At 40.7% G+C, this 16,632-nt stretch carries 13 protein-coding genes; all 13 read left to right on the top strand.

Translation table 11 applies throughout. The features are described 5' to 3' along the window. Window positions 1-55: 55 nt before the first annotated feature. Complete coding sequence (locus tag BWI44_RS20870) at window positions 56-3,424, top strand: glycoside hydrolase family 2 TIM barrel-domain containing protein (RefSeq protein ID WP_455550321.1); 3,369 nt, start codon at window positions 56-58, stop codon at window positions 3,422-3,424. Between the two features lie 443 nt (window positions 3,425-3,867). After that, window positions 3,868-4,689, top strand: coding sequence for a 3'(2'),5'-bisphosphate nucleotidase CysQ (gene cysQ, locus BWI44_RS20865; RefSeq protein WP_118477398.1), 822 nt, complete (start codon window positions 3,868-3,870; stop codon window positions 4,687-4,689). Between the two features lie 17 nt (window positions 4,690-4,706). Further along, window positions 4,707-6,260, top strand: a complete 1,554-nt coding sequence (locus BWI44_RS20860) for an SLC13 family permease (protein WP_117694478.1) — start codon at window positions 4,707-4,709, stop codon at window positions 6,258-6,260. 8 nt (window positions 6,261-6,268) lie between these two features. Next, window positions 6,269-6,874 (top strand): adenylyl-sulfate kinase, encoded by a 606-nt coding sequence (gene cysC, locus BWI44_RS20855; RefSeq protein WP_195209150.1) that lies wholly within the window; start codon window positions 6,269-6,271, stop codon window positions 6,872-6,874. Between the two features lie 10 nt (window positions 6,875-6,884). Beyond that, a complete protein-coding gene (gene cysD, locus BWI44_RS20850) occupies window positions 6,885-7,793 on the top strand; it encodes a sulfate adenylyltransferase subunit CysD (protein WP_007663801.1) in 909 nt (302 codons plus the stop codon). 118 nt (window positions 7,794-7,911) lie between these two features. After that, entirely contained in the window at window positions 7,912-9,375 is a 1,464-nt protein-coding gene (gene cysN, locus BWI44_RS20845) for a sulfate adenylyltransferase subunit CysN (protein WP_044533224.1), read from the top strand. A 39-nt stretch (window positions 9,376-9,414) separates the two neighbouring features. Next, entirely contained in the window at window positions 9,415-10,521 is a 1,107-nt protein-coding gene (locus BWI44_RS20840; RefSeq protein WP_007663795.1) for a cholesterol-responsive sulfotransferase, read from the top strand. Between the two features lie 16 nt (window positions 10,522-10,537). Then, window positions 10,538-11,518, top strand: a complete 981-nt coding sequence (locus tag BWI44_RS20835; protein WP_007663779.1) for a PCMD domain-containing protein — start codon at window positions 10,538-10,540, stop codon at window positions 11,516-11,518. A gap of 212 nt (window positions 11,519-11,730) precedes the next feature. Then, window positions 11,731-12,975 (top strand): YjbH domain-containing protein, encoded by a 1,245-nt coding sequence (locus tag BWI44_RS20830; protein ID WP_115501909.1) that lies wholly within the window; start codon window positions 11,731-11,733, stop codon window positions 12,973-12,975. 12 nt (window positions 12,976-12,987) lie between these two features. Next, window positions 12,988-13,896, top strand: coding sequence for a peptidase associated/transthyretin-like domain-containing protein (locus BWI44_RS20825; protein ID WP_007663757.1), 909 nt, complete (start codon window positions 12,988-12,990; stop codon window positions 13,894-13,896). A 49-nt stretch (window positions 13,897-13,945) separates the two neighbouring features. Continuing rightward, window positions 13,946-15,103, top strand: a complete 1,158-nt coding sequence (locus tag BWI44_RS20820; protein ID WP_007663755.1) for an OmpA family protein — start codon at window positions 13,946-13,948, stop codon at window positions 15,101-15,103. Between the two features lie 86 nt (window positions 15,104-15,189). Then, window positions 15,190-15,936, top strand: a complete 747-nt coding sequence (locus BWI44_RS20815) for a YjbH domain-containing protein (RefSeq protein ID WP_115501732.1) — start codon at window positions 15,190-15,192, stop codon at window positions 15,934-15,936. Window positions 15,937-16,204: 268 nt separating this feature from the next. Beyond that, entirely contained in the window at window positions 16,205-16,627 is a 423-nt protein-coding gene (gene ruvX / locus BWI44_RS20810) for a Holliday junction resolvase RuvX (RefSeq protein WP_195209151.1), read from the top strand. Window positions 16,628-16,632 lie beyond the last annotated feature (5 nt).

The raw sequence follows: 16,632 nt of genomic DNA, 5'->3' as shown, positions 1-16,632 counted from the left end.
TGTATTAAGTAAAAGATTTATTTTGTAAATAATTTGTGTAACATAATCTAATGGTATGAATAAAGGTATAGTAATTTTATTGGGAGTATGCATGTTAGGTAGCTCTGTGCTGGCAAATGCAGGTGATAATAAAATGCATACTCTTCCTTATTGGCAGGACATACAGACTGTTTCTGTGAACAGGGAGTCTCCCCGTACGGCTTTTATGACCTATGATAGCCGTCAGAGTGCATTGAGTGGGAAATATGAGAATAGTAACTTCTATAAGTTACTGAATGGGACATGGAAGTTCTATTATTCGGATTCACATCGTAATTTGCCGGTAGATGCTGTGCAGGAAGTAGCAGATATGAAAGGGTGGAATGATATTCAGGTTCCTGGCAACTGGGAAGTGCAAGGATATGGTGTACCTATTTATACCAATCACGGGTATGAATTCAAAGCGCTGAATCCACAGCCTCCGCAATTGCCGGAAGATATACCGGTAGGTATTTACCGACGGGAAATTACTGTACCGCAAGATTGGATGTCACGTGATATTTATTTGCATATTGCGGGTGCTAAGTCCGGTGTTTATGTCTATCTGAATGGACAGGAAGTTGGATATAATGAAGATTCCAAGAATCCTGCAGAGTTCTTGATAAACAAATATATAAAGAATGGTAAAAATACATTGGTTCTGAAAATATTTCGCTGGAGTACGGGGTCATATCTGGAGTGTCAGGATTTCTGGCGTCTGAGTGGTATAGAACGTGATGTATTTCTTTACTCTCAACCTAAAATTGCCGTGAAAGATTTCCGGGTAGTTTCTACATTGGATGATAGTTACACGAACGGTATTTTTAAATTGGCTGTCGATATTCGTAACAACGCCGCTACAGATAAAAACTTGCAAGTGTTGTATGAGTTGATAGATAAAGCTTCCGGAAAAGTGGTTGCTAATGCTACGGAGAGTTGTATCGTGAAAGGCAAAGATATTCAGACAGTGACATTTGGTGCAAATTTACCTGGAGTAAAGACCTGGACGTCCGAGGGCCCTAATCTCTATAAAATGCTGATATCATTGAAAGAAGAAGATAAAGTGACGGAAATCGTTCCTTTCAATGTCAGTTTTCGCCGTATCGAGATCAAACAGATTGACCAGATAGCTAAGAATGGGAAACCGTATGTGGTGTTAATGATTAACGGACAGCCCCTGAAACTGAAAGGTGTCAATATCCATGAGCATAATGAACACACCGGACATTATGTAACGGAAGAACTGATGCGTAAGGACTTTGAGTTGATGAAACAGCATAATTTGAATACGGTTCGTCTTTGCCATTATCCGCAAGACCGCCGCTTCTATGAATTATGTGATGAATATGGATTGTACGTTTACGATGAAGCCAATATAGAATCGCATGGAATGTATTATGACTTGCGTAAAGGCGGAACACTGGGTAATAATCGGGAATGGTTGAAGCCACACATGTATCGTACAATGAACATGTATGAACGCAATAAGAATTATCCTTCTGTAACATTCTGGTCTTTGGGTAATGAAGCCGGCAATGGCTACAACTTCTATCAGACTTATCTTTGGCTGAAGGATCAGGATAAAGAACTAATGGACCGCCCCGTAAATTATGAGCGTGCACAGTGGGAATGGAATTCGGATATGTACGTACCGCAATACCCTAGTGCAGAATGGTTGCGATATATTGGAGAAACAGGTTCTGATCGCCCTGTAGTTCAATCGGAATACTCTCATGCTATGGGTAATTCAAATGGTAATCTGTGGGATCAATGGAAAGAAATCTATAAATACCCAAATCTTCAGGGTGGATATATTTGGGACTGGGTGGATCAGGGAATATCGGAAACTGATGAGAACGGTCGTAAATACTGGACATACGGAGGAGACTATGGAGTAAATATGCCAAGCGATGGTAATTTCTGTTGTAATGGTCTGGTGGGGCCCGACCGTAAGCCGCATCCTGCTATGGCAGAAGTGAAGTATGTACATCAAAATGTAGCATTTGATGCTGTTGATGTAGCTGCCGGTAAGTATCGGGCTATAAACCGTTTCTATTTCACTAATTTGAGAAAATATACCATTCGTTATGAGCTGCGTGCCAATGGCATCCCTGTTAAAAAAGGAAGTTTGACTTTGGATGTAGCACCTCAGGAGGAAAAAGAATTCTCAATTCCGGTGAAGAATGTGAACGGAAAAGCGGGAGTTGAATACTATGTACATTTTAGTGTGGTTACCACTCAGCCTGAGCCATTGATACCGGTAGGATACGAAATTGCTTATGAACAGTTCAGATTGCCGGTAGAAGCAAATAAGATTGCATATAAAGCAGCAGGACCGGACCTGGGTTGTAAAGAAGAGGGGAGTACTTTAGTCGTTTCTTCTCCTAAAGTGTATTTTGCGTTTGACCGTACTTCCGGTATGGTTACTTCCTATAAAGTAAATGGGTTTGAATATTTTGATAAAGAGACAGGTGTGCAACCTAATTTCTGGCGTGCACCCAATGATAATGATTACGGGAACAGTAACCCGAAGCGTCTGCAAATCTGGAAAGCTTCAAGCCATAACTTTAAAGTGAGCAATGCTGCTGTGAGAATGGAGGGAAAGAATGCACTACTGAATGTGGTATATGATTTACCTGCCGGAAATCAGTATTGTGTCGATTATAAAATATATCCGGATGGAGTGGTGAATGTGGCCGTGAAGTTTACTGCTACTGACCAGGAGGCTGTGAAGACTGATGTGCCGGAGGATACTCATCTTGCGACTTATACTCCCGGTAAAAAGAAAGAAAAGAAAGACAATCTTGAAGTACCTCGTATCGGGATACGTTTTCATATACCGCAGGATATGAATATAGTAGAGTATTTTGGTCGTGGTCCGGAAGAAAACTATATAGACCGTAATGCCGGAAGCATGGTAGGGCGCTATAAGACTATTGCCGACTCAATGTATGTGGATTATGTTCGTCCGCAAGAAAACGGACATCGTACAGATGCGCGTTGGGTTGTCTTGTCAGATAAGAGCGGACGTGGTTTGTTGGTACAGGCAGATAAGACTATTGGTTTTAATGCATTGAGAAATACAATTGAAGATTTTGATGCGGAAGATTCATCCCGTCCATATCAATGGCGGAACCGTTCTCCGAAAGAAATCGAAAACCATGATCTGGATGAGGCTAAAAATGCGATGCGGAAGATGACTCATGTGAATGACATTATTCCCCGGGATTTTGTAGAGGTGTCTGTTGACATGAAACAGCAAGGAGTGGCTGGTTATGATAGTTGGGGAGCAAAAGTGCAACCGGGCTATACAATACCTGCCAATCAAAATTATGAATGGGGATTCACGTTTGTGCCGATAAGGGCAAAAGCAGACGTTGATAAATCACTTCGTTATGATTATTGAGTGGATTGGTGATTTATACCTGTAAGTAGTAAATATGAACAAAAGGCAATGCCTGTGAGTTTAGTCGTATATTTAACCTGTTTCAATCGTATACTGAACCCTATTCAGTCGTATACTGAATTACTGTTATTATACTATGTCTGATAATCAATGGTTTGTAAAGCTCCTATTTGGCGTTAATAAATGAAGACAATCGTTACTTTGTAATATATGCAAAATAGGTAAAAGTTTAGTTGTTTTCTGGAAAAATAGCCGGAAAAGAAACTGTTTTTGGGATAAGGTACTTCAATATTAAGTTGAAGTACCTTTTTTGTTTTATCGATTGTGAAAAGTGCTTATAAATATATCATGTAGTTTAAAAGAAGTTATAAAACTGAGGGTGGAAACTTTTGAGGATGAAAAAGTTTTTAATTTTGCACACTATATAAGTATAGATACCATATATGGAACAACGATATATATTAAACGCGATAGATGCAGCTCTGCACGCCGGTGCGGACATTCTCTCTATCTATAATGACCCGGCATCAGATTTTGAAATTGAAAAAAAAGCGGATAACTCTCCTTTGACCATTGCCGACCGTAAAGCTCATGAAACCATTACCGGATATTTGAATGCTACCCCTTTTCCTGTTTTGAGTGAAGAAGGAAAGCATCTGCCTTATACTGAGCGCTGTGGATGGGATTCTTTATGGATTGTAGACCCGTTGGACGGAACAAAAGAGTTCATAAAGCGGAATGGTGAGTTTACTGTAAATATAGCATGGGTGAGCCATTCAGTGCCGGTAATGGGGGTGATTTATCTTCCGGTGAAGCAAGAACTCTATTTTGCAGAAGAACATATCGGTGCGTATAGGTTATCCGGCATTACTTCACGCGGAGATGTTTCATTGGAGGAATTAATGGCATCTGCTACCCGTTTGCCTGCTGAGGCTGCAAGAGATAAATTTGTAATCGTTGCTTCCCGTTCACATCTGACGCCTGAAACAGAATCCTACATTGAAGAGATGAAACGTCAGCATGCTGAGGTCGAATTAATTTCAAGTGGCAGTTCTATAAAAATTTGCCTTGTAGCAGAAGGAAAAGCAGATGTATATCCTCGTTTTGCACCTACTATGGAGTGGGATACTGCTGCCGGACATGCCATTGCACGTGCGGCAGGAATGGAAGTCTATCAGGCGGGAAAAGAAGAACCGCTTTGTTACAATAAAGAGGATTTGCTGAACCCATGGTTTGTGGTTGAGCCTAAGCGAATGAAGTATTAACAAGATACAATGAATCTATGACATTTGAGATAATATTCGTGCTTTTGTCACTTTTGGGCATGGTTGTTGCATTAGTATTGGATAAAATGCGTCCAGGAATGGTATTGTTTTCCGTTGTAGTCTTGTTCTTATGTGCAGGTATTCTGAGCCCTAAAGAAATGTTGGAGGGGTTCAGTAATAAAGGAATGATTACCGTAGCCATGTTGTTTTTGGTTAGCGAAGGTATTCGTCAGTCGGGAGCATTGGGACAAGTAATCAAGAAGCTACTTCCTATGGGAAAAACAACTGTATTTAAGGCCCAGTTGCGCATGCTCCCCACTATCTCTTTTATATCTGCTTTTCTTAATAATACTCCAGTTGTTGTCATATTTGCCCCGATTATAAAACGTTGGGCTGAATCGGTAAAATTACCGGCTACTAAGTTTCTGATACCTCTTTCGTATGTGACAATTTTGGGTGGTATCTGTACTTTAATTGGAACTTCTACCAATCTAGTGGTACATGGCATGATATTAGAGGCTGGCTATGAAGGATTCACCATGTTTGAGTTGGGCAAAGTCGGTATTTTCATTGCTATTGCAGGTATTATTTATTTGTTTCTGTTCTCTTCCAAACTTTTGCCTGATGTTCGTACGGATGCGGTAAAACTGGATGACGACCAGGAGGAGGATAGTAGTTTGCATCGGGTTGAAGCAGTGCTTGGTCCCCGTTTTCCGGGTATCAACAAGAAACTGGGTGAGTTTAATTTTAAACGTCACTATGGTGCTGCTGTTAAGGAAATCAAGCGAAGCGGACAGAGCATTACGGAGAATCTGGATAATGAAGTCCTGCGCGATGGCGATACGCTGGTGGTGATGGCAGATGATTCTTTCGTTCAGACTTGGGGAGAATCCTCAGTGTTCGTTCTGTTGGCTAATGGTAAAGACAACGAGCCGGTTCCCGGAAAAGGAAAACGTTGGTTTGCTCTTATCTTGCTGATATTAATGATTGCCGGAGCTACAGTAGGGGAGTTACCGGTTGTGAAAGAAGCATTCCCGGATATTAAGCTGGATATGTTTTTCTTTGTTTCCGTGACTACTATTATTATGGCATGGACAAAAATCTTCCCGGCGCGTAAATATACCAAATACATTTCTTGGGATATTCTGATAACCATTGCCTGTGCTTTTGCCATTAGTAAAGCGATGGTGAATTCTGGTGTGGCAGATGTGGTGGCAAGTTATATCATCGGTCTGACTGAACATTACGGACCGCAGGTGTTATTGGCTGCCGTGTTTATTATCACGAACTTATTTACTGAGTTAATCACAAATAATGCTGCTGCAGCATTGGCTTTCCCGTTGGCACTTTCCATTTCTTCGCAGATGGGCGTTAGTCCTATGCCTTTCTTTGTGGTAATTTGTATGGCTGCATCTGCCAGTTTCTCCACACCGATCGGATACCAGACAAATCTGATCGTGCAAGGTATAGGAAACTATAAGTTTACTGATTTCGTTCGCATTGGTTTGCCGTTGAATATTATAGCATTCTTGATATCCATATTCCTGATTCCATTAATTTGGCCCTTTTAATTTAGATTATGGCAGATAATAATATATATCCGATTTTTGATCGGATGTTGTCGAGACAAGATAAAGAAGAGCTCCTTGGACAACATAGTATGATGATATGGTTTACCGGATTGAGCGGTTCCGGTAAGAGTACAATAGCTATTGCTTTGGAACGTGAATTGCACAAACGCGGATTGCTGTGCCGTATTCTGGACGGGGACAATATCCGTAGCGGCATTAATAATAATTTGGGCTTTACCGAAGCCGACCGTGTGGAAAATATCCGTCGTATAGCGGAAGTCTCTAAACTTTTTATTGATACAGGTATTATTACTATTGCTGCATTTATAAGTCCTAACAATGACATTCGCGAAATGGCTGCCAATATCATTGGTCAGGAAAATTTTCTTGAAGTCTACGTTAGTACTCCTCTGGCCGAGTGTGAGCGCAGGGACGTGAAAGGCTTGTACGCCAAGGCACGCCGGGGAGAGATTCAGAATTTTACCGGTATTTCTGCTCCGTTTGAGGCTCCTGCCCACCCGGCTTTGACTTTAGACACTTCAGTGCTCAGTCTGGAAGAGTCAGTCAACAAGTTGCTTGACCTTGTTTTATCAAAGATACAGATTAAAAAGTGATTATATAAAAATGGAAGAATATAAATTAAGCCATCTGAAAGAGCTCGAAGCAGAGTCTATTCATATTATCCGTGAAGTGGCTGCGGAATTTGAAAACCCAGTGATGCTTTATAGTATCGGAAAAGACTCTTCGGTGATGGTTCGCCTTGCTGAAAAGGCCTTTTATCCTGGCAAAGTCCCTTTTCCGTTGATGCATATCGATTCAAAATGGAAATTTAAAGAAATGATTCAGTTCCGTGATGAATATGCTAAGAAGTATGGGTGGAATCTGATTGTAGAGAGCAATATGGAAGCTTTCCATGCAGGAGTGGGACCATTTACGCATGGCAGTAAGGTACATACGGACCTGATGAAGACAAAAGCTCTGCTGAGTGCTTTGGATAAGTATAAGTTTGATGCAGCTTTTGGCGGTGCACGCCGTGATGAAGAGAAGTCACGTGCAAAGGAACGTATCTTCTCTTTCCGTGATAAGTTCCACCAGTGGGACCCAAAAAATCAACGTCCTGAATTGTGGGATATTTATAACGCCCGGGTACATAAGGGAGAAAGTATTCGTGTGTTCCCTTTGAGCAATTGGACTGAGCTGGACATCTGGCAATATATCCGTTTGGAAAATATTCCTATTGTTCCGTTGTATTATGCGAAGGAACGTCCTTGTGTTACGATTGATGGTAATCTGATTATGGCGGATGATGATCGTTTGCCTGAAAAGTATCGGGATCAGATAGAAATGAAAATGGTCCGTTTCCGTACGTTAGGCTGTTGGCCGCTGACAGGTGCAGTGGAAAGCAATGCCGATACAATTGAAACGATTGTAGAAGAGATGATGACCACTACCAAGAGCGAACGTACTACCCGTGTAATCGACTTCGATCAGGAGGCCAGCATGGAGCAGAAAAAACGCGAGGGATACTTTTAGGAATTAAAAATTAAGAATTAAAAATTAAAACCTGAGGATTGGAATCTTAAACCTGACCTTTAAAACTTTAATGCTTAGGTTTACGAAGATAAAGGTGATAATTAAAAAAATAGAAGTGATGGAGAATAACTCTAAACTAAATATCAAGGAGTTTCTGGATAAAGATGAACAGAAAGACTTGCTCCGTTTTCTGACTGCCGGTTCGGTAGATGATGGAAAATCAACGCTGATCGGACGTTTGTTGTTTGATAGTAAGAAATTGTACGAGGACCAGTTGGATGCATTGGAACGCGATAGCAAACGAATGGGAAATGCCGGCGATCATATTGACTATGCGCTGTTGCTGGATGGCCTGAAAGCAGAACGCGAACAGGGTATTACGATTGATGTGGCTTATCGTTATTTCTCTACCAACAACCGTAAATTTATCATTGCCGATACTCCGGGACATGAACAATATACACGTAATATGATTACGGGTGGTTCCACGGCTAATCTGGCTATTATTTTGGTAGATGCCCGTACAGGGGTGATAACACAAACACGTCGTCACTCTTTCCTGGTTTCTTTGTTAGGTATCAAGCATGTGGTGCTTGCTGTCAACAAGATGGACCTGGTAGATTTTTCAGAGGACCGCTTCAATGAAATAGTTAAGGAATATAAGGAATTTATTGCTCCGTTGAACATTCCGGATGTAACTTGTATTCCGCTATCAGCCTTGGATGGTGATAATGTAGTCGTTAAGTCTGAGCGTACTCCGTGGTATGCCGGTATATCCTTGCTCGATTTTCTTGAAACAGTCCATATTGATAATGATCATAATCTGGCAGATTTCCGCTTCCCGGTACAATATGTGTTGCGGCCTAACCTCGATTTTCGTGGCTTCTGTGGTAAAGTAGCTTCAGGAATTGTGCGTAAAGGTGATGAAGTAGTTGCATTGCCTTCCGGTAAGAAATCACGTATTAAGAGCATTGTTACTTATGATGGTGAACTGGATTATGCTTTTCCGCCTCAGTCTGTGACTTTGACGCTGGAAGATGAGATAGACGTATCAAGAGGAGAAATGCTGGTACATCCTGATAACTTGCCGGTTGTCGATCGTAATTTCGAGGCTATGTTGGTATGGATGGATGAAGAACCGATGGATCTTAATAAATCATTTTTTATTAAACAAACCACTAATCTGAGCCGTTCACGTATCAGTAATATCAAGTATAAGGTAGATGTCAATACGATGGAACAACTGTCGGTCGAGAATGGACAATTAACTACTGATAGCTTGCCCATGCAGTTGAATCAGATAGCGCGTGTTGTGCTGACTACGGCAAAAGAATTATTCTTTGACCCTTATCAAAAGAATAAAGCAACAGGAGCCTTCATTCTGATTGATCCGATAACTAACAATACCAGTGCTGTCGGTATGATTATCGATAGGGTAGAGGATAAAGACATGCATATTTCGGAAGATCTTCCTGTCTTGAATTTACCGAAGCTTGGCATTGCCCCCGAACACTATGAAATCATAGAGAAAGCAGTGAAAGACTTGGAGCGTCAGGGTATTGAAGTGAAAATCATTAAATAATTTACCATTTGTATCGTAAATTGTAAAATTGTAAATGATATGGGTTTACTCGAATTTAATAAACTTCCTATAAATACATTGGTTGGAGCCGATTGGAAGACATTTAATGCTATTACGAAAGGACGTGAGATAGATGCAGCATACAAAGGCAAGTACCGCTTGACTAAAGCCGTATGCCGCTTGCTTTCTACTCTGGCTCCTTTACAGAATGGACGTTATGAGAAGCGACTGGCATCTCAACCTTTGGAACATGATCCGGTATTCATCCTTGGCCATTGGCGTAGTGGAACAACCTTTGTGCATAATGTCTTTTCATGTGATAAACATTTTGGTTATAATACTACTTATCAGACCGTATTTCCGCATTTGATGATGTGGGGGCAGCCTTTCTTTAAGAAGAATATGAGTTGGTTGATGCCCGATAAGCGTCCTACGGATAATATGGAACTTGCTGTAGACCTGCCGCAGGAGGAAGAGTTTGCACTGGCAAATATGATGCCTTATACTTATTATAATTTCTGGTTCCTTCCTAAATATCAGCAGGAATATGCAGATAAATATCTGTTGTTTAATGATATCACGGAGAAAGAACTGAAAGTGTTTGAAGAGGTATTTGTCAAGTTGATTAAGATATCATTGTGGAATACACATGGAACGCAGTTCTTGAGTAAGAACCCGCCGCATACGGGGCGTGTGAAGGAACTTGTTAAGATGTTCCCCAATGCGAAGTTTGTTTATCTGATGCGTAATCCTTATACGGTATTTGAGAGTACCCGTAGTTTCTTCACGAATACGATTCAGCCGTTAAAGTTGCAAGACATCAGTAACGAGGAACTGGAAAATAATATCCTTTCTATTTATGCTAAGTTATACCATAAATATGAGGCGGATAAATCGTGCATCCCTGCCGGGAATCTGATTGAAGTTAAATTCGAAGATTTTGAGGCTGATGCTATGGGAATGACCGAAAAGATTTATCATGATTTGTCTATTCCCGGATTTGCAGAGGCACGCGGTGACATCGAGAAGTATGTAGGTGGAAAGAAAGGATATAAGAAGAATAAATATAAATATGATGATCGTACTGTGCAATTAGTACAGGATAACTGGAATTTTGCACTGGATCAGTGGAACTATGAACTTTAATTGAAAGGCTAATGAGATGATGCAGAAGAAAATTCGTATGTATGGTATGCTATCCGCTTTTTTATATTGCGGGATGGCATCTGCACAGCAGCAACAACAACAGCATACTGTGGAGATGATTCCATTCGGCAATATGGACCAGTGGGTAGACCGCCAGATTAAAGAGTCGGGTATTATCGGTGGCGCATTGAAGAATGTGTATGCTATCGGGCCGACTGCAACTATTCGTGAGAATAAGGCTTATAAGAATATGGGTGGATCACCGTGGGCGACTTCCAATGTGATGGCACGTGTGGCTGGTATTACTAAAACAAATACCTCTGTGTTTCCCGAAAAACGTGATGAAGGTTACTGCGCACGTATGGATACCCGTATGGAGAGTGTAAAGGTATTAGGAATCGTAGATATTACGGTGCTGGCTGCAGGTTCTATGTTTTTGGGTGAAGTACATGAGCCGATTAAGGGAACGAAGAATCCGCAGAAGATGTTGAATTCCGGTATTCCTTTCACGAAGAAACCGATCGCTGTTCAGTTTGACTATAAAGTTAAGATGTCTGATAGAGAGAAGCGTATCCGCGCTACAGGTTTCAGCCGTATTACGGATGTAGACGGTAAAGACTTTCCGGAAGTGAATTTATTCCTGCAGAAACGTTGGGAAGACAAGGATGGAAATATTTTTGCGAAGCGCATAGGTACAATGGTGGTACGTTATTATAATACAACTGATGACTGGCGTAACAATGTTACTTATTCAATCATGTACGGAGATATAACAGGTGATCCTGCCTATAAACCTCATATGATGCGTTTGCAAGTAGAAGAGCGTTATGCCATCAACAGTAAGGGAGAGAGTGTTCCCGTTAAAGAAGTGGCATGGGGAACGGAAGAAGATGTTCCTACTCATCTATTACTGCAATTTACTTCCAGTCATGGAGGTGCTTATATTGGTTCTCCTGGTAATTCACTTTGGGTTGATAATGTAAAGCTGGTATATTAATACCGTATGATGTAATAAAAGTGAACAATATCTGGCCTTTTGTCAATGCCTTTTATGTATTCTGTATAAACAATCCCGAGCTTCTCTAAGGACTTTTAGAGGAAAAGCTGTATTATTTTATATTTTCTAAAAAAAAACTTTGATATTATTAAAAATGTGTCTATTTTTGCAGCATATTTTGTATCGCGTAGATGCAAAAAAGGTTGAAAATGATGAGGTGTAAAAACTCTAACATAAGGAAGTGTCTAACTACTAAAACAATAGCACAATGTGCGGCGCTCTTTTTATTCTGTTTGATTCCTTTAAGGGGATTTTGTCAAACGGGGGAAAGTACTGTAAATGTTTTAGTAGAAATGGGATTTGAAAATGTGGGGTGGACGGAAGATGACAACGAACGTGTTTATGTTTTGCAGAATTCTGCATATCGTTTGCAGGGTGTCGGTATAAGCAAAGCGGTGGATGTTATTCAAAAGATAGGATTGCCGGAACAAAAAAAATGTCGGATAATCGTTTTAGATAATAATATACCTCAAATTTCTCTTTATTATCATCCTGTAAAGGGGGATACTGTGACTCAAGTCGAACGCAATGATTGGAAAGTTACCTATGAATTGGGTGAAGCGTGGCGGGAGGCACGGAAAATAAAGGTGAAAAATAGCTCTTTGTTTAAGGTGGATGTGTTGGTGTATCCTCAGTTAGCTCTCAGGAACTTGCTTCTTACGCAGATTTACCAGGTGTTGTTTGATCTTAGTCCGGCAGTGGAAGTGTCGTTGTGGAAAGGGATGAAGCTGACAGGGCAGTTAAAGATACCTGTTTATAATGATGGGTATGGAAGTTATGAGGATAAGATTCATCCGGGGCATTTGACGATATCCCAACGTTTTCGCTTGCCATACAATGTGTTTGGTAAAGTGACAGTGGGCTATTTTAATGCCGACCGGTATGGCGTGGATGCTGAATTCTTTCGTCCCTTTGCAGATGAAAGGTTTTCTGTCATGGCGCGGATGGGATGTACAGCTATTGGCTATTGGGACGGCTTTCGGTTTCATTATGATCCGAAAATGGGATTGACCTGGACGATAGGTGGAAGTTTTTATTGGCCACAGTATAACACATCGTTCAACTTGAAGGTTGAGCAATACTTGAAAGAGGACCGGGGAGTTAAGTTTGAAATGATTCGTCATTTCCGATATTGCTCCATTGGCTTTTATGCAATGAAAGCGAAATGGGCGAAGGCTAACGGGGGGTTCCGGTTTCAAGTGGCATTGCCGCCTTACAAGTATAAACGTTACAAAAAATGGCCAAGGATAAACACTTCTGCTAATATGGGACTTGTTTATAATGCTGGTAATGAACGGTATTATTATAAGGAATATAAAGCGGAAGCCAGTGACAACATAATGGAGAAAAATAGTTTTAACCCATATTTTATTAAGTCAGAATTGTTAAATTTTTAATTTATTATTGAGATGAAAAAGATTAAATTCTTAAACGGCATTGGTAGCATGTTTGCTTTTGCCGTAGTCGCTTTAGTAGGCTCTCTTCTTTTTACGTCGTGTGAAAAGGAAGATTTGAATGCGACATTTACAACAGAACCAGCAAAAGCTACCATTAATGTGAATGTAGTAGAATTTCCAAGTGGAGCAGCTGTGTCTGGTGTAACTATTAGTGCAGATAAAGGAGAGGTAAGTGGAATGGCAGTTACATTGAAAGCCGGTGCTGATGGTAGTATCGCTGCTCAGGATGTGGTGATTAGTGCTACTGCTCCTGCCGGTTATGAGGCTATCCAGTCTGTTACGGTTCATGTTAATGCTGTGAAAGCTGGTGGTGTGGCTACATACAATGCTACGCTGGTAGCTGTGAAGACTGCTACACCGGAAGAACCAGACCAAGTTGTGATTAAAGGTGTGAGAGAAGAAGGCCCTGCTCGCGTAAGCGAATTGCTTAATCCTACTCACAATCATGCAGGTAAGTCTTGGTGGGAAAATGCAAACGATTATATTTTGATTACTAAGGTAAGCTATAAACTGTATAACCAGCAGACAGCTGCAAAAGAAGGCGAAGTGAAAGATGTTGATGTTACAGATTTCATTGAAAGTTTGAAGTACAACTATACAAAAGATTCTGTGCTTGAAATGAAGATTTCTGCATGGAGCATTTATCGTGCTTGGTTTGAGGTTTACCCGGTTACCACTACTTATACAATTTCTTATAAGAACAGCGGAGAGATCTTAGGCATAATCAAAGCTGATGCTTTGAATGGTACTGCTGCACAGTATGAAGAAATGGCTCATCCTAGCCATTCACACGCTTACCAGCATGGTCATGGACATGGTGCAAGTGAAAATGCCGGTGGTGGTATTGTTTTGCCCGATTAATAGAGTGTTGTAGGTACGTTTAAATAAGAACAATAAAAAATATATAAAAATGAAAGCTAAATTCTTAACCTTGTCCATCTTATTGGCTGGTTCTTGTGTATTGGCTAATGCGCAAGAAAAGAAAAATTATTATACGAAGAAGGCTTCAGACAACATCTTTGTGGGTGTTGGTATTGGAGGCATGTCTGTTCTGAATGGCGGCTTGAATACTCCGACCATGAACTTCAATCTCCAGATTGGTAAATACATTACTCCGACTTGGGGGGTACGTGGTGAAGTGAGCGGTTTGTGGCAGAGTCTTGACAATCAAGACAATTCCTACTTCGATAAAGGCACAAATAGTGAGTATCACAAATATTGTAAAAAGTTTGGTGAAATCAACTTGGATGCTATGCTGAACCTGACAACTCTGTTTGGTGGTTACAACCCCAATCGTGTAGTCGATTTCTATCTGTTTGCGGGTCCTACAATGAACCTTTCTTCTAAAGGCACAGAATTTACAGGCGGTATGGTAGGCGATGCTTATCAACTGGCTGCAAACGATGATGTCAAGGCTCGTTTCGGTGCTACTGCAGGTTTGGGCTTGGGCTTCAACTTGAATCAGAAGCTGGCTTTGAATGTAGAAGGTCGTTTTGGGGTGACTCCCTCTATCTTTGGCGATGCAAGCGACTGTCGTAAGGCTGAGGCCACTGCCCGCGTAAATGTAGGTTTGACTTATACATTTGGTGGTAAGAAATTTGCGAAAGTTTCTGATATTGACGAAGATGCCATCAATGCTGAAATCAACCGCTACAGAAGTGAATTGGCTCAAGCTCAGGCTGATTTGGCAAACTGCAAGAACTCATTGGCTAACATGAAACCGGAAGTTAAGGAAGTTATCAAGGAAATCCAGACAGCTGGTCCTCGTGCTATCTTCTTTAAAATCGGTAGTGCTCGTTTGGATGATTATGGTAAGGTCAATATTCAGTTGGCTGCTAAGATTCTGAAGGCTAATCCGGATAAGAAATACAAGGTTGCAGGTTACTGTGATAAGGCTACAGGTAGCGCAGCATACAACCAGAAACTTTCAGAAAAACGTGCTCAGGTTGTTTACGATGCCTTGATTGCTGAAGGTGTAGACAAAGATCAACTTGAATTCGTAGGATTTGGTGGTACTGAAAATATGTTCAGCAAGAACTATCTGAACCGCGTAGTGATTCTTGAATAATATACTCTGTTAAAAACAGAAATACTAAAGAAGGCGCCTGATTTTCCAGACGCCTTCTTTTTAATCTCTGATTGAATTTATCTGCAATGGTGAAATTTAAGTTGTGCTTTGTTGCTCTGCTTTGTTGTTTGTCTTTTCCTGTTTCTGCTCAACTTACGTATGGCACGACAGGATTGTTGCATGCACCTTCTGCTGAAATGCAGCGTGACAAGACGCTTATGATTGGCGGTAATTTTTTGAACAAAGAATTAACTCCTCCCACTTGGTATTATCATACGTACAATTATTTTCTGAATGTTACGATATTCCCCTGGATGGAGGTGGCCTACACCTGTACGCTTTTCAAGGCGGAAGCATTGGGCTTGGCTCCTTACGGATATTCTGGGTTTACCAATCAGGACAGGTATTTCTCGCTTCGATTGAGAGCGTTGAAGGAAGGGCAGTTCTGGAAATATATGCCTGCAGTGGTGTTTGGTACTTCCGACCCCTTTACTTCCACAAACAGTCAAATGGCTTCCACGGAAGGAAACGGTTATTACAGTCGTTTTTATGTTGCAGCGACAAAACATATTCCCTTGGGAAGGGAAGAAATAGGAGTGCATCTTTCTTATCTTTACAACAAGCGTAAGGAGTATAAGTTAAACGGAATGGCAGCGGGCATTACCTACAATCCCTCTTTTCATCCTCAATTACGACTGATTGTGGAATACGACTCAAAAGATTTTGCTTTTGGCGCCACTTATTGTTTGTTTAAGTACCTGCACTTTCAAGTGGAAATGCAGAAAATGCAATATTTCAGTGGTGGATTGACAGTTAATATTCATTTGAAATGATCAGTGTATAAAAAACGTGAAAGGGATGTTTGATGTTGTCAAACATCCCTTTTTCTGTATTGTGTAATCATTTAAAAATAATAGTATAAATAGGTGTTTTGTTTTTCCAGTAGGAGAATTTTTTTCCCAATAGGAGAAAAAAATAGTAATTGCTGATAATAAAATGGGAGAAAAATAATCATTTATGTGCCAAGTTGTTTTTTTAAGCATTACTATATATAAGATTAACGGTAGATTTCAAATTTTAATCGTAATTTTGTAGCCCATTATGAGTAGAATATTAGCTATTGATTACGGTAAAAAGCGTACGGGAATAGCTGTCAGCGATACATTACAAATGATTGCTAACGGACTGACCACTGTGCCTACGCATGAACTGCTGGCATTCATCCTTGATTATGTAGGAAAAGAATCGGTGGAACGTATTCTTGTAGGCTTGCCTAAACAGATGAATAATGAGGCTTCGGAAAACATGAAACGTATAGAACCTTTTGTCCGTTTGTTGAAGAAAAAGTTACCGGAAATGCCTGTTGAGTATGTTGACGAGCGCTTTACATCCGTTTTGGCACATCGCACTATGCGGGAGGCCGGGCTGAAGAAGAAAGATCGCCAGAATAAGGCTTTGGTGGACGAAATCAGTGCAACTATTATTCTGCAAAGCTATTTGGAAAATAAACGTTTTATATTATAATAAGG

It is taken from the genome of Bacteroides sp. Phil13, assembly GCF_001940965.1.
In the GTDB taxonomy this organism is placed as follows: domain Bacteria; phylum Bacteroidota; class Bacteroidia; order Bacteroidales; family Bacteroidaceae; genus Bacteroides; species Bacteroides intestinalis.
Note: the sequence above shows the minus strand (reverse complement) of the source record. Positions and strands in the feature narration are given on the sequence as shown.